Source organism: Streptomyces sp. NPDC049813 (assembly GCF_044465085.1).
In the GTDB taxonomy this organism is placed as follows: Bacteria; Actinomycetota; Actinomycetes; order Streptomycetales; family Streptomycetaceae; genus Streptomyces.
On sequence record NZ_JBITLI010000016.1, the window covers coordinates 51,569 to 73,995 of the forward strand.

Below are 22,427 nucleotides of genomic sequence, written 5' to 3' on the forward strand. Positions count from 1 at the left end.
CACCAGCTGGCCGATGTCGTCCGGCGCCACCGCGTCCTCGTACGACAGGAGCCCGCGCACCCCCATGATCCGCCCGCACCGCCTCCCGCCCTGGCTCGGCCACGCCCTGCGCGCCCAGCGCGCCCCCGTCCCCTGGCCCGCCGTCGTGCGGGGCGCGCTCGCCGCGGGACCGCTGCTGCTGCTCGCGGTGGCGGCCGGACGGCCCTCCGGCGGGGTGCTGCTCGCCCTCGGCGCCATGCTCGCCGGGGTCAACGACCGGCCGGGCACCCGGCGTGCCGCCCTGTCGCGGCTCGGCGGGCCCGCCCTCGCCGGCGCTCTCGGGATGGTCCTCGGCACGTCCCTCGCGGGCGGCGGGTTCGTGCTCGTCGCCGTCTTCGCCGGGCTCGGGCTGATCGGCGGGGCGCTCAGCGCCGTCGGGCCCGTCGCCTCCGCGGCCGGGACCCAGCTGCTCGTGACGGTGGCCGTCGGCGCCGGGATGCCGCTGCCGGAGGCGGGCTGGCAGCGCGGCCTGCTGTTCGCGAGCGGCGCCGCATGGCTGATCGTGCTGCGGATCGCGCTGCCCTCGCCGGCCCGCGGGAAGCGGCCCGGACGGCTGCGCGGCCATCTGTACGACGGGGAGCGGGCCGCGGTCGCCGCCGTGTACGACGCGGTCGCCGCGCTGCTGGACGCCACGGGCGGGCCGGACGCGCGGGCGCGCCGCGCCGCCCTCACCGCCGCCCTCGACCAGGCGCAGGACGCCCTGCGCGGCCGCGCGGCGGGGACCCGGGAGCTGCGGGCCCGCTACGGCGCCGCGCTGCCGCTCGCCGAGGCCGCCACCGCGCTGGCCTGGGCGGGGAAGCCGGTGCCCGCGCGGGCCGCCGAGGGGCCGCGCAGGCTCGCCGCCGCCGTGCGGTGCGGGGCCCCGGCCGGGCCGCTGCCCGCGCCGGCCCGGCTCGGCGCGGGGCTGCGGGCGCTGGACGAGGCGCTGTTGCGGGCCGCGGAGGTGTTCGACCGGGGGAGCGGCGCCGGGCGCGCGGCCCGGCCGCGTCGCTCGCCCGCCGCCGCGCTGCGCAGGACGACGGGACCGGCCGGACGCGAGTACGGGGTGCGGGTCGGGCTCTCGTTCGGCGCGAGCGCGGCGGTCGCGCAGGCCCTCCAGCCCGTGCACTGGTACTGGCTGCCCGCCACCGCCGTCTTCCTCGTCAAGCCCGATCTCGGGCCGCTGGCCTCGCGGGTGCTGTGCCGCGCCGCCGGGACGGTCGCCGGGGCGCTGCTCTTCGCCGGGCTCGCCGCGGTCCTGCCCCGGCCGTTCGGCCTGGTCGCGCTCGTGGCGGTGTGCGGGGCGCTCATCCCCGTCGCGACGCGGCACTTCGCCGCGCAGACCGCCGTGGTCACCGTGCTGGTGCTCTGCCTGGTGGGCGTCGGCGGCGAACCCGGCGCCGCGTGGAGCCGCATCACCGAGACGCTGCTCGCCTGCGGCCTCGTGCTCGTCGCCGGGCACCTGCCGTGGCCGGGGGCGCACCGGGGCGGCGCGGTGCGGGTGCGGCTGGCCCTCGCCCGCGAGGCCGCGCAGGTGTACGTACGGCACGTGCTGAGCGGGGACACGGACCGGGCCGGGCGGTGGGCGCTGCGGCGGGAGGCGTACCGGACGCTGGCGGAGGCGCGGGCCGCGGTGGAGCTGGCCGCGGTCGAACTGCCCGTGCTGGCGCGGTACTCCGACGGTGCGCGGGGCGTCACGGTGGTGCTGGAGCGGTTGGTGGACGCGGTCACCGCGTGTGCGGTGGAGGTGGATGACACGGGACGGGTACCCGTACGGGACGCCGAGCGGATCGGGGGGTTGCTGGCGGAGCTCGCGGCGTAGGACCGCCGGGGTATGGGGGCGGGGCCGGCGGGGCAGCGCCGTGGGGGCGCGGGTGACTGCCGACTGCCGCGTCGTCGTGGCTGGTCGCGCAGTTCCCGCGCCCCTGACGGGGCCGGCGTGCGGGTCCCCGGTGTGCTGGGCGGGGTTACGGCTTGGGCAGGGCGCAGCCCGTGGCGTAGAGGTCGAGTTTGTTGCCGACGCCGATGCAGGGGACGATCCCGTACGTCTGCTGCGCGTAGTTGATGCCCTGGCGCACCGTCACGGTCCCGTTCTGGTCCACCTCGCACGGGTTGTTGTCCGTGCACCGGCCCCCGTCCTCGTTACCGGTGTTGTTGACCGCGACGACCTTCTTCGTCGTCCGGTCGAGCACCGGGGAGCCGGAGGTGCCGCCGATGGTCTGGCAGGCGGAGGTGTAGCGGACCGAGTCCTTCCAGGTCCAGGAGCCTTCCTTGAGGCGGTAGGCGAAACCGTCGACCGAGCAGTTGTAGATCCGCTTCCAGTAGCCGGAGACCACGCTGATAGCGGTGCCCTGCGCCGGGCGGGCCGCCGAGAGCTCCAGGGCCTTGATGCCGTACGTGCTCTCGATCCGCTGGTAGGTGGTGGTGAGTTCGTAGAGCGAGACGTCCGTGTCGGTCATCGTGCCGTACGCGACCTTGCTCGCGCGCAGCGTCGCGACCTTGCTGCCCGCCGAGTTGAGCAGCCCGAAGGTGCGGGACGAGGGCTGGTCGACGACGACCTCGCCGGGGCCGGGGAAACCGGACTCCAGGCAGTGGCCGTTGGACAGGACGAGCGCGGGGTCGGTGGGCTGGGAGCCCGGGACCCGCACGACGGAGCCGGAGCAGTTGCTGAGCGAGACCGTGCCGGCGAAGTCCACGGCCGCGGTGGCCCTGACCGCGGACGGCGCGTCCGCGGTCCCGAGCGCCGTGGCGGGGACGGCGGTCGCCGCGCAGAGCAGGCCGGCGAGAAGCGTGCCGACGAGGGTTCTCTTCATGTGGGGGGTTCCTCTCCCGTGCTGGGGTGGTGCACCGGGTGGGGCATGCGCCATGTTTGGCATGAGCATTGTGATGGCGTACGGCTCAGCGGACAACAGGGCCTCCTCAGCGAACGGGACGCCCCGCCACGCCGGTTCGGGCCGCACCAGGGAGGGGATCGTCCGCGACCCGGAGAATTTTTCTCCGGCTTTCCGCGCGAGGAGCGATGAGTTCCGGCGCCGCTCCCGGTCACCCCTGCGACGGACCCGACCCGAGGAGGAACCATGGGCCTGCCCACTGCGGTCACGCGCGAGGAGTGGCGCGCCGCCCGCGCGGAGCTGCTCGCCCTGGAGAAGGCGGCGACCCGGGCGCGCGACGCGCTGAACAGCAGGCGGCGCGAGCTGCCCATGGTCGAGGTCGACACGGCGTACGTCTTCGAGGGCCCCGACGGCAAGGCCGAGCTGCTCGACCTGTTCGAGGGCCGCGCCCAGCTCGTCGTCTACCACTTCATGTTCGCGCCGGACTGGGACGCGGGCTGCCGCAGCTGCTCGGCGTTCCTCGACCAGATCGGGCACCTGGCCCATCTGCGGGCCCGGGGCACGGCGTTCGCGGCGGTCTCCCGCGCGCCTTTCACCAAGATCCTGCCGTTCAAGGCCCGGATGGGGTGGACGGTGCCCTGGTACTCCTCGTACCTGAGCGACTTCAACCAGGACTTCGGCGCGACGGTCGACAGCGACGAGGGCCCGCAGGAGCGCCCCGCCCTCAGCTGCTTCCTGCGGGAGGGGGAGCGCGTCTTCCACACCTACTCGACGTTCGACCGCGGCCTCGACAACATCGGGTTCACCACCAACCTCCTGGACCTGACCGCCCTCGGCCGACAGGAGGAGTGGGAGAAACCGGCGGGCCGCGCCTCCGCGCTCGGCGCGCCCGCGGGCAGCCCCCGCCTGCGCTACCACGACGAGTACGCCGACTGAATCCGTCCGCCGCGCGCTCCGGCGCGGTGCGAGCCTGTCCCGACCGTGTGTCAATCGGGTCACGACGCGCGTCCTTCACCGTCCTGTCAGCGTTCTCCCTCTTACAGCGCCGATCGCGGCGCCGTGACCGGCACGATCGACGGGGGCAGGGACAGAAGATGATCAATGGACGAGTGGTGCTCCAGCGTTTTCCGGCCGGCGGTCCCCGCGGCTCCTGGCCCGCCGAGGAGTTCGCGCGACTGCGCCGCGAGGAGGGACAGCAGGCCGAGGTGGTCATGGACCTCGCCACGGACGCGTTCCTGGTGATCGTGCGCGAGGCGGTCGGCCGGCCCGCCGGGTGACCCCGGACCGGCCCCCTGTCCGCGCCGCCCGGGCCACCCCGCCGGGAAGCCGGTCAGGCGGCGGGCGGCGGCCGGGTCAGGACGCGCCGATCCTCCGGGACCAGGCCGGGGTCGTCCCGGTCACCCGGCAGAGCGCGAGGTACAGCGGGATCGGCGGGGTGTACGGCACCGCGCTGTCCGGGCAGTGGATCAGGTCGGGGGCGCGCCCGGCGTCCGGCACCAGGGTGCCCGCCGTGTAGCGCGCGGGGGCGGGCCACTCCAGCGCGACGTCGGAGTCCGAGGGGACGAGCCACCACCAGTGCGCCCCGTCCGCGTACACGCATCCCATGTGCGGCAGGCGCCGGGTCATCGCGCGGGCGAAGGCCTCCGGTACCGCCACCGCGTCGCAGCCCAGCGGTGCGGTCATGCCGTCCGGCACGCTCAGCCGCACGGGGGCGGCCGGGCCGGGGGCGTGCCGCCGCCGGGCGAGCCCGACCAGCGAGTCCAGCTGCATCGTCCGCGTCGTCACCACGCCCATCCGTTCCCGCTCAGCACGATCGTCGTCGTTCCTCGCCCGCCCGGCCGGGGCGGGCGCCGCTCACCAGGTCCAGCCGGTCGCGGCGGAGGTGTCCGGCACGGGGCCGGGGACCGTCACCGCCCGCGCGTCCCGCGGCAGTTCCGCCCAGACGAGCAGTCCGGGGCCGGTCTCCTGGGCGCCCCAGGCGGTGGAGACGGCCGCCACCAGCAGGAGGCCTCTGCCGTGCTCCTCCTCGGGTGCGATCCGGCCCGCCGTCCGCGGGTCGCCGGGGACGCAGCCCTCGTCGCGCACCGCTATCCGCACGCGCTCCCCGGCGTCGTCGCACAGCTCGTGCAGCTCGCAGTGGATGCGTCTGCTGGCGGTGTGCACGATCGCGTTCGTGACCAGCTCGGAGACGACCAGTGCCGCCGCGTCGCAGGTGTCCTCGCACGCCCCCCAGCCGGTGAGGTGGGCACGTGTCATGCGCCGGGCCTGTGCGGCGGAGCCCGGGTGGGGAGCCAGCTCGAAGCTGCTGCGCCGTGCCGCGGAGACCGCTGGGGTACCCGAAAGGTCACTGAGCGTAGCTTCGTCGGCTTCTGTTCCTAAAGGCGCGGACGGAGTCACGGTTGCCACTATCTCCCCGTCGTGAACACTTGGCAAGAGCCACTCTGGAAAGTGCAGAGTGCAGTGTGCCGTACGGAGCGGACATGGCACACTGCTCGCAACAGCACGTCGCGCGGCGCCCCTTGCGGGTGAACCGCGGGGAACAGGCCGGTGGACGACTGCTCCGGACCTCCATCCGCGGCTGCACTTCGGGACTCGACCACTGGGAGGTAAGGGGCGTGAGCGAACCGCGGTCCGCGCCGACGGTCGGCCAGGTCGTGCTCGGCCGGCGCCTCCAGGACCTGCGCGAGAGTGCCGGACTCAAGCGCGAGGACGCCGCGAAAGTACTCAGAGTGACCGCCGCGACCGTGCGCCGCATGGAGACCGCGGAGGTGAGCCTCAAGATCCCCTACCTCCAGCTGCTGCTGAAGTCCTACGGGGTCACCGCGGCCGAGGCCGACGCCTTCGTGCAGCTCGCGGAGGACGCGAACAAGCCGGGCTGGTGGCAGCGGTTCCACGACATCCTGCCCGGCTGGTTCTCCATGTACGTGAGCCTGGAGGGCGCCGCGGCCCTCATCCGCTCCTACGAGCCGCACTTCGTGCCGGGTCTGCTCCAGACCGAGGAGTACGCGCGCGGCGTGCTCGCCTCCGGGGCCATAGGACGCGCGCTCGCCGAGGACCCGGAGCTGGTCGAGCGGCACGTCGCGCTGCGCCTGCGCCGCCAGGCCCTGCTCACCCGGGAGGACGCGCCCCGGCTGTGGGTGGTCATGGACGAGACCGCGCTGCGCCGTCCCGTCGGCGGCGCGGACGTGATGCGCGGCCAGATCGACCGGCTGCTCGACGTGATGGAGCGGCCGAACGTGACGCTCCAGGTCGCCGAGTTCGCCACGGGCCCGCACCCGGGCACGTTCGGCCCCTTCGTCCTGTTCCGGTTTGCCATGTCAGAACTGCCGGACATGGTCTACAGCGAGTACCTGACCGGCGCCGTCTACCTGGACGCGCGCCCCGAGGTGGCCACCCACCTGGAGGTCATGGACCGCATGGCGGCGCAGGCCGCGACGGCACAACGCACAAAGGAGATCCTCCGCGATCTCCGCAAGGAGCTGTGAATGGACCGGATCAAGGACCGGATACGGGGCGTCGACGGGGAGCCGGTCTACAACGGCATGCCCGCGCGCGACCTCGGCACCGACGGCTGGCACAAGCCGTGGAGCGGCGGCAACGGGGGCAACTGCCTCGAAGCCATGAAGCTCGCCGACGGCCGGGTCGCGGTCCGCCAGTCCTCGGACCCGGACGGACCCGCCCTGATCTACACGCCGGGCGAGATCACCGCGTTCATCGAAGGCGCCAAGTCGGGGGCCGCGGACTTCCTGCTGTCGTGACCCGCGGCCCCCGCGGACGGGGGAGCGGCCGTCACCCGCGGGGACTCAGGGGGCAAGGGGCCGGTCGTGGGCTCCGATCGGGGCCGGCAACTGCGTGCTCCCGGTCAGCCACCGGTCCACCGCCGCGGCGGCGGCCCGCCCCTCCGCGATCGCCCACACCACGAGCGACTGCCCCCGCCCCGCGTCCCCGGCCACGAACACCCCCGGCACCCCCGCGCCGAACTCCGCGTCCCGCACCAGCGCGCCCCGCTCGGTGACGTCGAGGCCCAGCTGGTCGACGAGGCCGCCGGCCGGACGCTCGGGCCCGGTGAAACCGAGCGCGAGCAGCACCAGATCCGCGCGGAGCACCCGCTCCGAGCCCGCCCGCGGCCGCCGCGCCGCGTCCACCTCCACCAGGTGCAGTTCCCGTACGTGCCCGTGCGCGTCCCCGGTCAGCCGCAGCGTCGACGCCGCGAAGAGCCGCGCGTCCGCGTCGGCGGCGGGCGCCGTGCGCAGGGCCGCCGCCTCCTCGTGCGCGGCGGAGAGCCGGTAGAGCCGGGGGTACGTCGGCCAGGGGTCGGCCGCCTCGTCGCGCAGGTCGCCCGGCTTGCCGTAGATGTCCAGCTGCGTCACGGACAGCGCCCCCTCGCGGACCGCCGTGCCCAGGCAGTCGGCCCCGGTGTCCCCGCCGCCGACGATGACGACGTGCCGGCCCGCCGCGCTCAGCGGGGAGACGTCGAGGTCGCCCGCGCAGACCCGGTCGGCCGGCGGCAGGTACTCCATCGCCTGGTGGACCCCGGCCAGCTCGCGGCCCGGCACGTCGAGATCGCGCCACGCGGTCGCCCCGACGGCCAGCACCACGGCGTCGTACCGGGCCCGCAGCTCGGCGACGGGCAGCTCCCGCCCGACCTCCACCGACGTACGGAACCGCACGCCCTCGTCCTCCAACTGGCCGAGCCTGCGCTCCAGGTGGCGCTTCTCCATCTTGAACGCCGGGATCCCGTACCGGAGCAGCCCGCCCGGCAGGTCCGCGCGCTCGTACACGGCCACCGTGTGCCCGGCCCGGGCCAGCTGCTGCGCCGCCGCGAGCCCCGCGGGCCCCGAACCGACGACGGCGACCCGCCACCCGCTCAGCCGGTCGGGCGGCCGCGCGGGCACGAGCCCGTCCTGCCAGGCCCGGTCGGCGATGGCCACCTCGACGTTCTTGATGGTGACGGCCGGCTGGTTGATCGCGAGGACGCAGCCCGCCTCGCACGGGGCCGGGCAGAGCCGGCCGGTGAACTCCGGGAAGTTGTTCGTGGCGTGCAGCCGCTCGCTCGCGGCCCGCCAGTCGTCCCGCGTCACCAGCTCGTTCCACTCGGGGATCAGGTTCCCCAGCGGACACGCCTCGTGGCAGAACGGAATGCCGCAGTCCATGCACCGGTCGGCCTGCGCGCTCACGATCGGCAGCAGCCCGCCGGGGACGTACACCTCGTCCCAGTCGGCGACCCGCTCCCCGACCGGGCGGCGGGGCGCCTCCCGCCGGGGCGTGGTGAGAAAGCCCTTGGGGTCGGCCATGGCCGTCTCCCTACGCCGCGGACCTTTTTGCCACGATACGTCCGGTGGGCGGCGGGGTGCGCGCCGGACGGCGTGTGCACGTCCAGCTCCTCGCGGACAGACCCTAGGTCAGGGCCAGCACGAAGCAGGCGGAGGCGGCGAGCGCCGCCGCGCCCCGCAGGTGGTTCCACCGCCCCCAGGTGCGCAGATACGTACGCCAGTATGCGGCGCTGCTCGCGGTGGCCTCGTCCCCCGCCAGCCGGGCCAGCGCCTCGTTGCGCGGGATGTTCGCCAGGACCGTCACCCCGAACGCGCCCACGAGGTACAGGGCGCAGCCGACGAGCAGCTCCGCCGTGCCCTCGTCGGGCCACAGGACGAACGTGACGACGGCGATCACCGCGCACAGCAGGGCGGCGCCGAGGAAGACCACCATGAACGCCGGGTTCAGCGCCGCGACGTTGATCGCGTTCATCGCCGCGATGCCCCGCTCGGCGGGGAGCGCGGAAAGCCCGCGCAGCACGAACGTGGAGAAGGCGACGAACACCCCCGCGGACACGCCGCACCACAGCGCGCCCAGCACGACGAGCACGTAATAGGGTCCCTCGATCATTCCCACCCTCCGGGCCTCATGCGGGGATCATCCCGCACAACGGCGCGGAAGGGCAGCGCTTTCCCCGGGCGGTCGCGGGCGGCCCGTGCAGCGGGGACGCCCGCGCCGCCCGGCATCATGGAGGGGTGCGACTCCAAGCGATCACCTGGGAAAGGCTCGGCGACGCCCTCGCCGAGCGGCTGCTCGACCTCGCCCCGGCCGACGGCGGCCCCTGGCCGCGGGTCGCCTTCGACGGCGCCCCGGCCGCCCGCCCCGGCGAGCTGGCCGCCCGCGTCGCCGCGGCCCTGCGGGAGCGCGGCCGGCCCTCCCTGACGGTCGGCACGGACGGCTTCCTGCGCCCGGCCTCGCTGCGCTACGAGTTCGGGCGCCAGGATGAGGAGTCGTACTACAGCGGCTGGTTCGACACCAAAGCGCTCTGGCGCGAGGTGTTCGGACCCCTCGAACCGGACGGCACCGGCCGCGTCCTGCCGGACCTGTGGGACCCGGCCACGGACCGCGCCACCCGCAGCCCGTACGTGGAACTCCCGCGCGGCGGGGCGCTGTTGCTGCACGGGCCGTTCCTCTTCAACCACTGGTTCCCGTTCGACCTGGCGGTCCACGTGGGGCTGACCCCGGGCGCGCTGCGCCGCCGGACACCCGAGGCGGAGCGCTGGACCCTGCCGGTCTTCGCCCGCTACGAGCGGGAGACCGGCCCGGCCGCCCACGCCGACGTCGTCGTCCGCGCGGACGATCCGCGCCACCCCGCCTGGTCGCGGCGGTGACCGGGGCGCGGCCCGCCCGGCTCACAGCCAGCCGTTGCGCTTGAACCCCCGGTAGACGCCGACACAGATCACCGCGATGACGGCGACCATCAGCGGATACCCGAACCGCCAGTGCAGCTCCGGCATGTGGTCGAAGTTCATGCCGTAGACCCCGCAGCCCATCGTCGGCACGGCGACGATCGCGGCCCACGCCGTGATCTTGCGCATGTCCTCGTTCTGCGCGACGGTCACCTGCGCGAGGTGGGCCTGGAGGATCGAGTTCAGCAGTTCGTCGAAGGCCGCTATCTGCTCGGCCGCCCGCAGCAGGTGGTCCGACACGTCACGGAAGTACGCCTGTATCTCGGGCGGGACGACGGGGAAGGGCCGCCCGGCCAGCTCCATCACGGGCCGGGCCAGCGGGGCCACCGCCCGCTTCAGCTCCAGCAGTTCGCGCTTGAGCTGGTAGATGCGGCCCGGGTCGGTCCGGGCCCCGTTCGGCGCGAACACGTCGGCCTCGACCTCGTCGATGTCCGACTGGACCTCGTCGATCACCGTCAGATAGTCGTCGACCACGCCGTCCGCGATCGCGTGCAGCACGGCCGCCGGCCCCTTGGCCAACTGCTCGGGCGCCGCCTCCAGGCCCTCCCGCACGGGGCCGAGCGAGCCGTGCCGCCCGTGCCGCACCGTGATCACGAAGTCCCGGCCGACGAAGACCATGATCTCGCCGGTGTCGACGATCTCACTGGTCGCGGTCAGCTCCGCGTGCTCGACGTAACAGACCGTCTTGAACACGGCGAACAGCGTCTGCCCGTACCGCTCGACCTTGGGCCGCTGATGCGCGTGGACCGCGTCCTCCACCGCCAGCGGATGCAGGTCGAACAGGTCCGCGACGTCCGCGAACTCCAGCTCCGAGGGCTCGTGCAGGCCCAGCCAGACGAACCCGTCGTCCGCCTTGCGCACCGCGCGCACCGCCTCGACGAGATCGCGGCCGCCGCGCTCGCGCACCCCGTCGCGGTACGTCACGCAGTTCACCACCGCCGACCCCAGCGGGGAGCGCGCGGGGTGGCTCAGATCGACCCGGGTCCGCCGCCGCGCCAGCCGCGCGACCTTCCGCAGCCCGCCCACCCCGCGCAGGCCGCCGACCTTCCGCAGGTTGCCCGCCATCGACATGCTCGGCTCCTCGCGCCCGTTCTCGTGCGTGTCGTGCTCGTACGTGTTCGTGGTCCCGGCCGTCCGTGGACGGCCTCGCACCTGGCCGCCGGCCTGCCGCGAGGCCGGCGTGACCCGCCAGTCTGCCAGCCGCCGCCGACACCCGGGCGGGCGCCGCCCGGACGGCGGGCGGGGCGCGCTCCCGGCCCACCGGCGGCGGCTGGGATGATCGGCCCCATGACCCGACCCGACCGGCCCGGCTACCTCCTCGACAACCGACAGCCCGAGGCGGGGGAGCGGTTCGACGCCTTCGCCACCCTCTTCGACCCGCCGACGTTCCGGCACCTGGAGCGGCTCGGCACCGGTCCCGGATGGCGCTGCTGGGAGGTCGGGGCCGGTGGCACCTCCGTCGTCTCCTGGCTGGCGCGCACGGTCGGCCCGGCCGGCCGGGTCCTCGCCACCGACATCGACACGTCCTGGCAGGACACCGCGCCCCCGGCCCCGGTGGAGGTGCGCCGGCACGACGTCGGCGCCGACGAACCGCCGGACGAGCGCTTCGACCTGGTGCACGCGCGGCTCGTCCTGGTCCATGTCCCGGACCGGGAGCGGGCGTTGCGCTCCATGGTCCGCGCCCTGCGCCCCGGCGGCCACCTCCTCATCGAGGACGCCGACCCGGCCCTGCAGCCGCTGCTCTGCCCCGACGAGCACGGCCCCGCGCAGGAGCTGGCCAACCGGCTGCGCCACGGCTTCCGCGCCCTGCTCAAGGAGCGCGGCGCCGACCTCTCCTACGGCCGCAGGCTCCCGCGCCTGCTGCGCGAGGCGGGGCTCGACCAGGTCGAGGCGGACGCCTACTTCCCGCTGACCTCCCCGGCCTGTACGGCGCTGGAGCGGGCCACCGTGGAACAGATCCGCGCCGGCCTGGTCACCGCGGGCCTCGCCACGGACGCGGAGATCGACCAGCACCTGGCCAACCTCGCGGAGGGGTCGATGGACCTGGCGACGGCGCCGCTGATCTCGGCGTGGGGCCGCAAGCCGTGAGGGCGCGCGCTCCTCGACGAGCCGTCCAGTCGGGGCCGCGCACACGATACGGGCCGTCCAGTGAGACGGACGGCGCAGGTCATCTAGGGTCACCGACCATGACCTCGAACGAACAGCCCGCCGCCCCGGCCGCCTCCTTCGCCGTACCCGTCGCGGACGTCGCGCTGGTACCGGAGCCGCTCGACCCGGCCCAGATCGTCTCGGGCTCCCCGGTCGTCACCGGCGCCGTGCTGTGGGAGTCCGCCGACGGCAAGCAGGTGCGCGGCGTCTGGCAGATCACGCCGGGCGTCGTCACCGACACCGAGGCGGACGAGCTGTTCGTGGTCGTCAGCGGCCGCGCCACCGTGGCGGTCGAGGACGGCCCCACCCTGCACCTGGCGCCCGGCACGGCGGCCGTGCTCCGGGCGGGCGACCGCACGACGTGGACGGTCCACGAGACGCTCCGCAAGGCCTACCACCTGACGCTGGACTGATACTCCCGCGCGCGACCCGGCCCGCGGGGCCCCTTCCTCCTACGCGGCCCGGGTCCGCCGGGTGAACACGGCGAAGGCGCCGAGCGGTACCAGCAGGCAGGCCGCCACCAGGTTCAGCCACGCGTAGCTCGCGGTCGCCACCACCAGGCCCGCCGCGGCGCCGCCGACCCCCGCCGACAGGCTCGTCGTCAGATCCGAAAGACCCTGCGCCGCGGCCCGGGCCGGGCCCGGCACCGAGTCGGTCAGCAGCGCGGAGCCCGCGACGAGCCCCGCCGACCAGCCGAGCCCCAGCACGAACAGGCCCGCGGCGCTCTGCGCGTGGCTGCCGCCCGCGGTCCCGGCCAGCAGCGTCGCGCAGGCGAGCAGCCCCACCGCGAGGCCGATGACCGTCAGCCGCCCGAACCGGTCCGCGAGCCGCCCCATCACCGGCGAGAAGGCGTACATCCCGGCGATGTGCCCGCTGATGACGAGCCCGATCAGCTCGATGCCCGCGCCGTGGTGCTCCAGGTCCACCGGCGTCATCGACATCACGGAGACCATCGCGGTGTGCGACACGGCGACCGTCACCAGCGCGAGCCGGGCCCGCGGCGACGCGGACACGGCGGCGAATCCCGCCTTCAGGGAGCGCGCCGCACGGGTGCGCTCCGCGGCGGGCGCCAGTGCCCGCGCGGTCAGCAGCGGGTCGGGGCGCAGCATCACGTGGACGACGGCCGCGGCGACCAGGAAGACGCCCGCCGCCCAGACGAAGGGGCCGGACTCCTCGGGTATCCCGAGGCCGGCGACGCTGCGGCCCGCGGGCGCGGCGATGTTCGGCCCGAGTACCGCGCCGACGGTGGTGGCCCACACGACGGTGGAGATCGACCGGGCCCGCCGGTCGGGGGCGGCCAGGTCGGCGGCGGCGTACCGGGCCTGGAGGTTGGCGGAGGAGGCGGCGCCGAAGCCGGCGAGCCCGGCGAGCAGCAGCGGGAAGCTCCCGGCCGCGGCGGCCAGCACGGTCACGGTGGCGCCGAGCGCGCCGATCAGGTAGGCGAGGACGAGCCCGGCCCGCCGCCCGCGCGCGTTCATCAACGCTGCCAGCGGGATCGAGAGGACCGCGGTCCCGGCGACACTGGCGGTGGACGCGAGCCCGGACAGCGCCTCGTCCCCGCTGACCTTCTTGGCGAGCACGGCGGCCAGCGCGATCCCGGTGGCCGTCCCGAGCCCACCGAGGATCTGAGAGGCGACGAGAACACGCTGCGTCCGCCGCTGGAGCACCGCGAGATCCCCAGGGTCCCGGGCCGCTCGGTCTCCGTCCGCGGCCTGCACGGCCTGCACGGCCTGCACGGCCCGGACAGGCCGCCGCGCACCCGGTCCCGCGCTCCGGAGCCGGCCGAACACGCCTCCGTACGGACGCACCCGCACCCCCCGACTCGAACCCGCGCTCCCCGAGCGCCCCCGTCCCCGGGACTCTCTCAGAACAGCGGCTCGGGCAACACCCCCTCCAGCGCGAGCAGCTTCCGCTTGGTCTCCAGGCCGCCCCCGAACCCGCCGATCCCCCCGTCCCGCTCCACCACCCGGTGGCAGGCCACGACCACGGGCAGGGGATTGGACCCCATCGCGGCGCCCACCGCCTGCGCGGCCCGGGGCAGGCCGACGCGGCGCGCCAGCTCCCCGTACCCCACCACCGTCCCGTACGGCACCCCGGTCGCCAGCTCGCGGAGCACCTCCCGGTTGAACCCGGCGCTCAGCGACCAGTCGAGCGGCAGCGCGAAGTCGCGCCGCCGCCCGGCGAAGTACTCCGCGAGCTGGCGGGCCGCCTCCGCGAGCACGGGGTCGTGCGGCGCCTCGGCCGGTGCGGTCCCGAACCGGGAGCCGAGCCGGCCGAGCACCTCGGCCCGCACCGCGTCCGTGGCGTGGAAGGCCACGGTCACCAGGCCCTCGCCGGTCGCGGCGAGCAGCAGCGGCCCGATGTCGCAGGCCACGACGGTCCACACGACCCGCCGCGGCGCGCCCGGGGCGGCCCCGGCCGCGCTCTCGTCCTGCCTCACGGCATCCCTCGCGTCCATGGCGACCACCGTAGAGCGGGGCACTGACAACGCCCCCGCCCGCGGTCAGTCCTCGACGGCCTCGCGCACCACGTCCGGCGCGTTGGTGATGATCCCGTCGACGCCGAGGGCGGCCACCCGCTGGGCGGTGGCCGCATCGTTCACCGTCCAGGTGTTGACCTCAAGGGGCTCCTTGTGGGCACCGCGCACGGCGTGGACCGCGCGCACGTAGTCCGCGGAGATCGTCGTGTTGCTGGGGTTGATCTGGTCGACGAAAGCCGCGTACTCGGGCAGATCGGTGACGGCGGGGGTGCCCAGAAAGCCGGTCTTGATGTCGGGACGCAGCTCGTGCATGGTCCGCATGCTGTCCGCGCTGAAGCTCTGCACGACCAGCCGCCGCGTGACGTGGTCGTACCGCAGCCAGCCGTCCTTGCGGAGCTGGCGCAGGATCTGCGCCTCAATGCCCGGGTACAGCTCGGGCGACTTGATCTCCATGAGCAGCTTCTGGTGGTTGTGGTCGACGCGCCGCAGGTACTCGTGCAGGGTCGGCACCCGCTCTCCCGTGAACTCCTCGCCCTTCCAGCTGCCGGCGTCCAGCTTGGCGATCTCCCGCGCTGTGAAGTCCCGCACGTTCCAGGGGGCGCGGTCGGGGTAGAGCTCCTCCACGTTCGTGGTCCGGTTCAGGGTCGTGTCGTGGATGATGACCAGCGCGCCGTCCTTCGTGCGCTGCACGTCGTTCTCGACCCAGGTGGCGTCCAGGTCGTCGGCCTCGTCGATGGCCTCCAGGGTGTTCTCCGGGGCGTAGGCGGAGGCGCCGCGATGGGCGATGACCACGGGGCCGCCGTGCTTGCCGGCGGCCTGGGCGGCGGTGGGCAGGACCAGGACACCGATGACGACGGAGCCCGTCACCGAGGCGAGTGCGGCTGCTGCGCGTACGTACACGTCTGCTCCTCGTGCGTCGTGAGATCACGGACGGCACGACACTGACAGGCAACGGGCGACCGAACACAGGCGAAGGTTGGTCATCCGTCGAACGGAGTGGGGCGTCCGCTGCCGACCCCGCCTTCGATGCCGGACTTTCTTTGCCGGAAAATCGGTCGGACGTTCTCGTGTGCGCTTTAATCTCAGCTTCAACCGCGGCCGCCCCAGTGGTCGTTGGCACGGGAACGAGCAAGACATCTCGGGCAGGACACAGGCGGAAGGGCTGCGGCGCATGCGAGGGACGGTCGACGGCTTCAGTTATGGGCTGGTTACGCCATTGGTGGCGTACTTCATGGCCTGCCTCGGTGGCGCCCTCGGTCTGCGGTGCACCACCAGGTCGCTCCTCGTGGCCGACACCTGGCGGGCCGGCTGGCTGGCGCTCGGCTCCGCGGCGATCGGCTCGGGCATATGGACGATGCACTTCATCGCGATGATGGGCTTCAGCGTCGAGGGCGTGCCGATCCACTACGACAAGGCACTGACGTTCGCCAGCCTCGGCGTCGCCATCGTCATGGTCGGCATCGGCGTCTTCATCGTCGGCTACAAGGGGGCGACCGGCCCCGCCCTGTTCACCGGCGGCACCATCACCGGCCTCGGCGTCGCGTCGATGCACTACCTGGGCATGGCCGGGATGCGGCTGCACGGGACGATCGAGTACAACACCTTCCTGGTGGGCGCCTCCGTGGTGATCGCCATGGCGGCCGCCACCGCCGCACTGTGGGCGGCCGTGCAGATCCGCGGCATCATGTGGAGCCTCGGCGCGAGCCTGATCATGGGCCTGGCCGTCTCCGGCATGCACTACATGGGCATGGCGGCCGTCAGCGTCCGCACGCACGGCGCCGGCGCCGGCAACCCCGGAGGCGACTCGGCCGCCGGCATCCTCGCCCCGATGATGATCGGCCCCCTGTGCTTCCTGCTCCTGGCCGGCGTGGTCGTCATGTTCGACCCGCTGATGGTCATGGGCCGGCCCGACTGGCGGGACGCCCTGGAGGCGGAGCGCGAGGGCCGCTCCCGCGCCGGTGTCCCACGGCCCCGCCGCGCCCCCGACCGGTCCGCGCCGCGCACCCCGCAGGGCTGGTGACGCAGCCGCCCGGAGGCGGATCGGACCCGGTTGTCAGTGGGGGGTCGTACGGTGGAATCCATGCGGCCCGTATCCAAGATCGAACGCACGGTGGCACCCTTCGAGGTTGTCAGCCCGTACCAGCCCAGCGGTGACCAGCCCGCGGCCATCGCCGAGCTGGACAAGCGCGTGCGCGCAGGCGAGAAGGACGTCGTCCTGCTCGGCGCCACCGGCACCGGCAAGTCCGCCACCACGGCGTGGATGATCGAGAAGCTCCAGCGCCCCACCCTGGTGATGGCGCCGAACAAGACGCTGGCCGCCCAGCTGGCGAACGAGTTCCGGGAACTGCTGCCGAACAACGCGGTGGAGTACTTCGTCTCGTACTACGACTACTACCAGCCCGAGGCGTACGTCCCGCAGTCGGACACCTACATCGAGAAGGACTCCTCGATCAACGAGGAGGTGGAGCGCCTGCGCCACTCCGCGACGAACTCGCTGCTGACCCGCCGGGACGTCGTGGTGGTCGCCTCCGTCTCGTGCATCTACGGCCTGGGCACGCCGCAGGAGTACGTCGACCGCATGGTCCCCCTGAAGGTCGGGGCCGAGTTCGACCGGGACGAGCTGCTGCGCCGCTTCGTCGACATCCAGTACACGCGCAACGACCTGGCGTTCCAGCGCGGCACCTTCCGGGTCCGCGGCGACACCATCGAGATCTTCCCGGTCTACGAGGAGCTCGCGGTCCGCATCGAGATGTTCGGCGACGAGATCGAGCGGCTCTCCACGCTGCACCCGCTCACCGGCGAGGTGATCAGCGACGACGACTCGCTCTACGTCTTCCCCGCCTCGCACTACGTGGCAGGCCCCGAGCGCCTGGAGCGCGCGGTGAACGACATCGAGAAGGAGCTGGCCGAGCGGCTCACCACCCTGGAGAAGCAGGGCAAGATGCTGGAGGCGCAGCGGCTGCGGATGCGCACCACGTACGACATCGAGATGCTCCGCCAGATCGGCTCCTGCTCCGGCGTGGAGAACTACTCGATGCACTTCGACGGCCGCGAGCCCGGCTCCCCGCCGAACACCCTCCTGGACTACTTCCCGGACGACTTCCTGCTGGTCATCGACGAGTCGCACGTCACCGTGCCGCAGATCGGCGCCATGTACGAGGGCGACGCCTCCCGCAAGCGCACCCTCGTGGACCACGGTTTCCGGCTGCCGTCCGCGCTCGACAACCGCCCGCTGAAGTGGGAGGAGTTCCAGGAGCGCATCGGCCAGACCGTCTACCTGTCGGCGACGCCCGGCAACTACGAGCTGGCGCGCGGCGACGGCTACGTCGAGCAGATCATCCGCCCCACCGGCCTCGTCGACCCGGAGGTCGTGGTCAAGCCCACCGAGGGCCAGATCGACGACCTGGTGCACGAGATCCGCACGCGGACCGAGAAGGACGAGCGGGTCCTGGTCACCACGCTCACCAAGAAGATGGCCGAGGACCTCACGGACTACTTCCTGGAGCTCGGCATCCACGTGCGCTACCTCCACAGCGACGTGGACACCCTGCGCCGCGTCGAGCTGCTGCGCGAGCTGCGCGCGGGCGAGTACGACGTCCTGGTCGGCATCAACCTCCTGCGCGAGGGACTCGACCTGCCCGAGGTCTCCCTGGTGGCGATCCTCGACGCCGACAAGGAGGGCTTCCTGCGCTCCGGCACCTCGCTGATCCAGACCATCGGCCGCGCGGCTCGTAACGTGTCGGGCCAGGTCCACATGTACGCCGACAAGATCACCCCGGCGATGGAGAAGGCCATCGACGAGACCAACCGGCGCCGCGAGAAGCAGGTCGCGTACAACAAGGCGAACGGCATCGACCCGCAGCCGCTCCGCAAGAAGATCAACGACATCGTGGCGTCCATCGCGCGCGAGGACGTCGACACGGAGGAGCTGCTCGGCACCGGCTACCGCAAGGGCGGCAAGGACGGGAAGGGTGCCAAGGCCCCCGTCCCCGCGCTCGGCACGGCCGACACCGGCAAGAAGAAGCGCGGCAAGGCGGCGGAACCCACCGCCACCGCCGTCACCGACCGTCCCGCCGCCGAGCTCTCCGAGGAGATCGAGGCGCTGACCGAGCGGATGCGGGCCGCGGCGGCGGACCTCCAGTTCGAGATCGCCGCACGGCTGCGCGACGAGGTGTCCGAGATGAAGAAGGAGCTGCGGCAGATGCGGGAGGCCGGTATCGCCTGACCGGTCGCGGCCGGTCAGGGCCGGGCGGGACTGCGGAGGGGCCGCGGAGCGGGCGGAGTGTCGCAGGACCGCCACAAAAACCCGCCCGCGGTGGTGGCGTTGTCGGTGCCGCCCCCTAGGGTTTGCCCCAACCGCGCGCGAGGCGCGGCAGCAGGGGACGCTCGAGAGGGGCAGCACGTGACGGCCGATTCCGCCGGTTCTTCCGGTTTGTCAAAAGGGCCCGGCATCAGCCTGACCAAGGGTCAGGCCATTAGTCTGGAGAAGCGGGGCGGCGGCACGCTCACCGCCGTCCGCATGGGCCTCGGCTGGCAGGCCGCGCCGCGGCGCGGCCTGTTCGGCACCCGGACGCGCGAGATCGACCTCGACGCGTCCGCGGTCCTCTTCGCCGACAAGCAGCCCGTGGACGTGGTCTTCTTCCGCCACCTCGTCAGCGACGACGGCTCGGTGCGGCACACCGGCGACAACCTGGTGGGCGGGGCCGGCCAGGGCGGCGACGACGAGGCGATCCTCGTCGACCTGTCGCGCGTCCCGGTCCACATCGACCAGATCGTCTTCACGGTCAACTCCTTCACGGGCCAGACCTTCCAGGAGGTGCAGAACGCGTTCTGCCGCCTGGTCGACGAGACGACAGGCCAGGAGCTGGCCCGTTACACGCTCGACGGCGGCGGCCAGTACACGGCGCAGATCATGGCCAAGGTGCACCGCGACGGCGCGGGCTGGAAGATGACGGCCCTGGGCGCGGCGGCCAACGGCCGCACGTTCCAGGACCTGATGCCCGCGATCCTGCCCGGCCTGTAGCGGAGCGCGCGATGCCGGCCGAACTGGTGCGGGGCCAGAACCACCCGCTGGCCCGGACCCGCCTGGAGATCCGGGTGTCGGCGGGCCGCCCGGTCGTCGCGGGCGCCACGCTCGCCGACGACCGGGGCACCGTGCGCGGCCCCGGACGCGTCGCGCACCCGGGCGCGCCCGCGCTGCCCGGCCTGGAGGTGCCACGCCAGGCCGCCGCCGACCACCGGCTCGCCGTCGACCTGGACGCGATGCCCGCGGACGTGCACCGCGTCACCGTGCTGCTCGCCCTGCCGGCCGGCACCGGCGGTCCCACCCGGTTCGGCGCGGTCGCCGCCCCCTTCGTCGCGGTCACCGGTCTCGACGGCACCGAGCTGGCCAGCTACACCATCACCGACCTCGACACGGAGTCGGCGGTCACCGCCCTGGAGCTGTACCGCAGGGGAGACGCCTGGAAGGTGCGCGCCGTCGGCCAGGGGTACGCGGACGGGCTGGCCGCCCTCTTCGCCGACCAGGGCCTGCCCGACGCCCGGGAGCTGGCCGGGGCCGTCCACGACGCCGTCGCCCGGGGCCTGACCCGCACGGTGGCCGCCCCGCCCCGGCCGTCCGGCGAGGCCCAGGTCCGGGCCGCCGCCCCGGCCGGGCACACCGCGGCCGGCCGGTCCGGAGCCACGCCCGCGGCGCCGGCCGCGGGCGGCGGCGGCCCGGCGGGCCCCGTCGACTACAGGCACCCGGGCCGCGGTGCGGCGCCGCCCGCCGCCCCGGCGGCGGCAGCCGCCGAGCCGGGCCGCCCCGCCGTCCCCGTCGCGGGCGACGCGACCGGCTGGAGCATGGAGGAGCGCCTCTACAACCAGGTGTGGGGCATGTTCGAGGACCTGGCCCGCACGACGGCCGCCTACCGCAGCGCCGTCGACTTCGCGGACTCCCGCATGGAGCAGGAGCTGGACCGGGCGCTCGCCGATCCGCGCAGCCGCCTAGGGGGCGCCGCGGACGCCGCCCGCGAGGCCGCCGCCGCCCGGCACGCGGCCCTCGTCGACCGGGCGCGGGAGGCCATCGACCGGGACCTGGCCCAGCTGGTCGCCGAGTCCGAAGTCGTCGAGCCGGCGCTCCCCGCGGCCTACGCGGACTGGGACAACCCGTGCTGGCATGCCTACCGCAGCCCCATGGAGATCCCCATGGCCGTCCGCCTGGGCGACCTGCGGCTGCCCGAGAGCGAGAGCGTCGGCCTGCGCGTGCCCATGCTGGTGCGGCTGCCGCTGGAGCGGGGCCTGTGGATCGACGCGGGCACCACCGACGCCCTCACGGACGCCGATGTGGTGCGCGCCCGGGCCGCGCACACCGCGGCCGAGCTGGCGGCCCGGCTGCTCGCGGTCTATCCGGCGGGCGAGTTCAGCGTGCACGTCCTGGACCCGGCGGGCACCGCTGCGGCCGCCTTCGCCCCGCTCGCCGGGGCCGGGGTGCTCGCGAGCCCGGTGGCGCGGGGGGCCTCCGGCGTCGCCGAGACGCTGACCCGGCTGACGGAGCGGGTCGACCTCGTGCAGATGGCGGTGCGGGCCGGGGTGGCCGACGCCCTGCCCGCCGACCTGGACCCGGCCGAGCAGCTGCTGGTCGTGCACGACTTCCCGCACGGCTTCGACGACCGCGCTCTGACCCGGCTGCGCTACCTCGCGGACGAGGGGCCGCGGGTCGGCGTGCACCTGCTCCTCGTCGCGGACCGGGCCGACGCCGCCGAGTACGGGCCGCTGCTCGACCCCCTGTGGCGGGCGCTGCTGCGGCTCACCCCGCTGCCCGACGACCACCTGGCCGACCCCTGGGTGGGGCACGCGTGGACGTACGAGCCGCCGACGGTCCCGCCCGGCAGCGAGGTGGTGCGCCGGGTGCTCGACGAGGTGGCCAGAGCCCGCCAGGAAAGGCGGCTCTGACCTGCCCATTTGAGCATCCCTTTACCTAACCCTTTACCTTTCATGGGTCTTTCGAGTACTCTTCTTGACGCGGAGGGGAGTACTCCCGTACGCGGCGTTCCCGTCAATACGGATGACCGGCCCGACGGCCGGCGATCCCGGGGCGCCGGCCCGGAGCGCGCAGGCGCCCGGGTGGAAGAGACCTCCGGCAGCGACGACGCTGATCAGTAGCCGTACGACGCCGGAGGCGCAGTGGACGTATCGATGACCCTGTGGGTGCTGACCATTCTTGGTCTGTGCGCCCTGATCGCGGTCGACTTCTTCATCGGGCGCAAGCCCCACGACGTATCCATCAAGGAAGCCGGGGTCTGGACCGTCGTCTGGATCGCGCTCGCCGTGCTCTTCGGGATCGGCGTGACCATCTGGGGCAGCAGCCAGGCGGGCGGCGAGTTCTTCGCGGGCTTCATCACCGAGAAATCGCTCAGCGTCGACAACCTCTTCGTCTTCATCCTGATCATGGCGAAGTTCTCGGTCCCGACCCACCTTCAGCAGCGCGTGCTGCTGTTCGGCGTGCTCATCGCCCTCGTGCTGCGGGCGATCTTCATCGCGGCGGGCGCCGCCGTCATCGCCAACTTCTCGTGGGTCTTCTACATCTTCGGCGCCTTCCTCATCTACACCGCCTGGAAGCTCGTCCAGGAGGCGATGTCCGACGACGAGGAGGAGGAGTTCGAGGAGAACCGCCTCCTGAAGTCCATCGAGCACAAATTCGGTGTCGCCGACCGGTACCACGGCACGAAGCTGTTCATCCGGGAGAACGGCAAGAAGATCATGACGCCGCTCCTGGTCGTCATGCTCGCCATCGGCATGACCGACGTGCTCTTCGCGATGGACTCGATCCCCGCGATCTTCGGCCTCACCCAGGACCCGTACATCGTCTTCACGGCCAACGCGTTCGCCCTGATGGGCCTGCGCCAGCTGTACTTCCTCATCGGCGGCCTGCTCAAGAAGCTGGTCCACCTCAGCTACGGCCTGTCGGTGATCCTCGGCTTCATCGGCGTGAAGCTGGTCCTGCACGCGCTGCACGAGAACGGGGTGCACGTACCGGAGATCTCCATCCCGGTCTCCCTCGCCGTGATCTGCGGCGTCCTGATCGTCACCACGATCACCAGCCTCATCGCCTCCAAGAAGCAGGCCGAGCGGGACGCGGCCGAGGCGGCCGGCAAGGACCGTATCGACGTCTGACAACCCGTCGGACGCGGGAGCGTCCAGCGCCGGAGGGCGTGCGCGGCCTCGTGCCGCACACGCCCTCCGGCGTCT

At 73.7% G+C, this 22,427-nt stretch carries 22 protein-coding genes; 13 read left to right on the plus strand and 9 right to left on the minus strand.

All coding sequences use genetic code 11. The features are described 5' to 3' along the window. Nucleotides 1-64: 64 nt before the first annotated feature. Nucleotides 65-1,840: an FUSC family protein gene (locus ACIBW6_RS28075; protein WP_399064338.1), complete on the plus strand. Its 1,776-nt coding sequence runs from the start codon at nucleotides 65-67 to the stop codon at nucleotides 1,838-1,840. Between the two features lie 145 nt (nucleotides 1,841-1,985). On the opposite strand, the gene ACIBW6_RS28080 is transcribed toward ACIBW6_RS28075, so the two are convergent. Beyond that, on the minus strand, nucleotides 1,986-2,831 hold the full coding sequence (locus tag ACIBW6_RS28080; RefSeq protein ID WP_399064340.1) for a trypsin-like serine peptidase: 846 nt from the start codon (nucleotides 2,829-2,831) through the stop codon (nucleotides 1,986-1,988). 264 nt (nucleotides 2,832-3,095) lie between these two features. Between ACIBW6_RS28080 and ACIBW6_RS28085 the strand changes: the two genes are divergently transcribed. Both ACIBW6_RS28085 and ACIBW6_RS28090 read left to right on the plus strand, forming a co-directional pair. Beyond that, nucleotides 3,096-3,785: a DUF899 domain-containing protein gene (locus ACIBW6_RS28085; protein WP_399064342.1), complete on the plus strand. Its 690-nt coding sequence runs from the start codon at nucleotides 3,096-3,098 to the stop codon at nucleotides 3,783-3,785. A gap of 158 nt (nucleotides 3,786-3,943) precedes the next feature. Further along, nucleotides 3,944-4,126, plus strand: a complete 183-nt coding sequence (locus tag ACIBW6_RS28090; protein WP_399064344.1) for a hypothetical protein — start codon at nucleotides 3,944-3,946, stop codon at nucleotides 4,124-4,126. A gap of 76 nt (nucleotides 4,127-4,202) precedes the next feature. On the opposite strand, the gene ACIBW6_RS28095 is transcribed toward ACIBW6_RS28090, so the two are convergent. Together ACIBW6_RS28095 and ACIBW6_RS28100 are read right to left on the minus strand one after the other, a co-directional pair. Continuing rightward, the gene (locus tag ACIBW6_RS28095; protein WP_399064346.1) at nucleotides 4,203-4,643 is read right to left on the minus strand and encodes a hypothetical protein; all 441 of its coding nucleotides are present in this window, start codon (nucleotides 4,641-4,643) and stop codon (nucleotides 4,203-4,205) included. A gap of 60 nt (nucleotides 4,644-4,703) precedes the next feature. Next, nucleotides 4,704-5,105 (minus strand): ATP-binding protein, encoded by a 402-nt coding sequence (locus tag ACIBW6_RS28100; protein WP_399064348.1) that lies wholly within the window; start codon nucleotides 5,103-5,105, stop codon nucleotides 4,704-4,706. Nucleotides 5,106-5,464: 359 nt separating this feature from the next. Here ACIBW6_RS28100 and ACIBW6_RS28105 point away from each other — a divergent pair, with 359 nt between their 5' ends. Both ACIBW6_RS28105 and ACIBW6_RS28110 read left to right on the plus strand, forming a co-directional pair. Beyond that, a complete protein-coding gene (locus ACIBW6_RS28105) occupies nucleotides 5,465-6,334 on the plus strand; it encodes a helix-turn-helix domain-containing protein (protein ID WP_399064350.1) in 870 nt (289 codons plus the stop codon). Beyond that, a complete protein-coding gene (locus ACIBW6_RS28110) occupies nucleotides 6,335-6,607 on the plus strand; it encodes a DUF397 domain-containing protein (RefSeq protein WP_399064352.1) in 273 nt (90 codons plus the stop codon). A gap of 45 nt (nucleotides 6,608-6,652) precedes the next feature. Here the strand turns inward: ACIBW6_RS28110 and ACIBW6_RS28115 are convergent, their stop codons facing one another. Together ACIBW6_RS28115 and ACIBW6_RS28120 are read right to left on the minus strand one after the other, a co-directional pair. Beyond that, the gene (locus tag ACIBW6_RS28115; protein ID WP_399064353.1) at nucleotides 6,653-8,143 is read right to left on the minus strand and encodes a glutamate synthase subunit beta; all 1,491 of its coding nucleotides are present in this window, start codon (nucleotides 8,141-8,143) and stop codon (nucleotides 6,653-6,655) included. A gap of 103 nt (nucleotides 8,144-8,246) precedes the next feature. Further along, nucleotides 8,247-8,732, minus strand: coding sequence for a DUF1772 domain-containing protein (locus tag ACIBW6_RS28120; RefSeq protein WP_399064355.1), 486 nt, complete (start codon nucleotides 8,730-8,732; stop codon nucleotides 8,247-8,249). Between the two features lie 125 nt (nucleotides 8,733-8,857). Between ACIBW6_RS28120 and ACIBW6_RS28125 the strand changes: the two genes are divergently transcribed. Beyond that, complete coding sequence (locus ACIBW6_RS28125; RefSeq protein ID WP_399064357.1) at nucleotides 8,858-9,493, plus strand: uridine kinase; 636 nt, start codon at nucleotides 8,858-8,860, stop codon at nucleotides 9,491-9,493. A gap of 21 nt (nucleotides 9,494-9,514) precedes the next feature. On the opposite strand, the gene ACIBW6_RS28130 is transcribed toward ACIBW6_RS28125, so the two are convergent. Next, a complete protein-coding gene (locus ACIBW6_RS28130) occupies nucleotides 9,515-10,642 on the minus strand; it encodes a magnesium and cobalt transport protein CorA (RefSeq protein WP_399064563.1) in 1,128 nt (375 codons plus the stop codon). A gap of 216 nt (nucleotides 10,643-10,858) precedes the next feature. On the opposite strand from ACIBW6_RS28130, the gene ACIBW6_RS28135 reads away from it, so the two are divergent. Together ACIBW6_RS28135 and ACIBW6_RS28140 are read left to right on the plus strand one after the other, a co-directional pair. After that, nucleotides 10,859-11,659 carry a methyltransferase domain-containing protein gene (locus ACIBW6_RS28135; protein ID WP_399064359.1) on the plus strand — a complete coding sequence of 267 codons (801 nt, stop codon included), beginning with the start codon at nucleotides 10,859-10,861 and terminating at the stop codon, nucleotides 11,657-11,659. A 98-nt stretch (nucleotides 11,660-11,757) separates the two neighbouring features. Further along, nucleotides 11,758-12,132, plus strand: coding sequence for a cupin domain-containing protein (locus ACIBW6_RS28140; protein ID WP_399064360.1), 375 nt, complete (start codon nucleotides 11,758-11,760; stop codon nucleotides 12,130-12,132). Nucleotides 12,133-12,171: 39 nt separating this feature from the next. Here ACIBW6_RS28140 and ACIBW6_RS28145 read toward each other — a convergent pair whose 3' ends face one another. From ACIBW6_RS28145 to ACIBW6_RS28155, 3 genes are all read right to left on the minus strand, one after another. Then, nucleotides 12,172-13,386: an MFS transporter gene (locus ACIBW6_RS28145; RefSeq protein ID WP_399064362.1), complete on the minus strand. Its 1,215-nt coding sequence runs from the start codon at nucleotides 13,384-13,386 to the stop codon at nucleotides 12,172-12,174. 197 nt (nucleotides 13,387-13,583) lie between these two features. After that, nucleotides 13,584-14,177 (minus strand): methylated-DNA--[protein]-cysteine S-methyltransferase, encoded by a 594-nt coding sequence (locus tag ACIBW6_RS28150; protein WP_399064364.1) that lies wholly within the window; start codon nucleotides 14,175-14,177, stop codon nucleotides 13,584-13,586. 45 nt (nucleotides 14,178-14,222) lie between these two features. Then, nucleotides 14,223-15,098 (minus strand): glycerophosphodiester phosphodiesterase, encoded by an 876-nt coding sequence (locus ACIBW6_RS28155; protein WP_399064366.1) that lies wholly within the window; start codon nucleotides 15,096-15,098, stop codon nucleotides 14,223-14,225. A gap of 271 nt (nucleotides 15,099-15,369) precedes the next feature. On the opposite strand from ACIBW6_RS28155, the gene ACIBW6_RS28160 reads away from it, so the two are divergent. From ACIBW6_RS28160 to ACIBW6_RS28180, 5 genes are all read left to right on the plus strand, one after another. Next, complete coding sequence (locus tag ACIBW6_RS28160) at nucleotides 15,370-16,218, plus strand: MHYT domain-containing protein (protein WP_399064368.1); 849 nt, start codon at nucleotides 15,370-15,372, stop codon at nucleotides 16,216-16,218. A 60-nt stretch (nucleotides 16,219-16,278) separates the two neighbouring features. Then, on the plus strand, nucleotides 16,279-18,423 hold the full coding sequence (gene uvrB, locus ACIBW6_RS28165) for an excinuclease ABC subunit UvrB (RefSeq protein ID WP_399064370.1): 2,145 nt from the start codon (nucleotides 16,279-16,281) through the stop codon (nucleotides 18,421-18,423). A gap of 231 nt (nucleotides 18,424-18,654) precedes the next feature. Next, the gene (locus ACIBW6_RS28170; RefSeq protein WP_399064565.1) at nucleotides 18,655-19,221 is read left to right on the plus strand and encodes a TerD family protein; all 567 of its coding nucleotides are present in this window, start codon (nucleotides 18,655-18,657) and stop codon (nucleotides 19,219-19,221) included. Between the two features lie 11 nt (nucleotides 19,222-19,232). Then, a complete protein-coding gene (locus tag ACIBW6_RS28175) occupies nucleotides 19,233-21,131 on the plus strand; it encodes a TerD family protein (RefSeq protein ID WP_399064372.1) in 1,899 nt (632 codons plus the stop codon). Nucleotides 21,132-21,362: 231 nt separating this feature from the next. Next, a complete protein-coding gene (locus ACIBW6_RS28180; RefSeq protein ID WP_399064374.1) occupies nucleotides 21,363-22,352 on the plus strand; it encodes a TerC family protein in 990 nt (329 codons plus the stop codon). Nucleotides 22,353-22,427 lie beyond the last annotated feature (75 nt).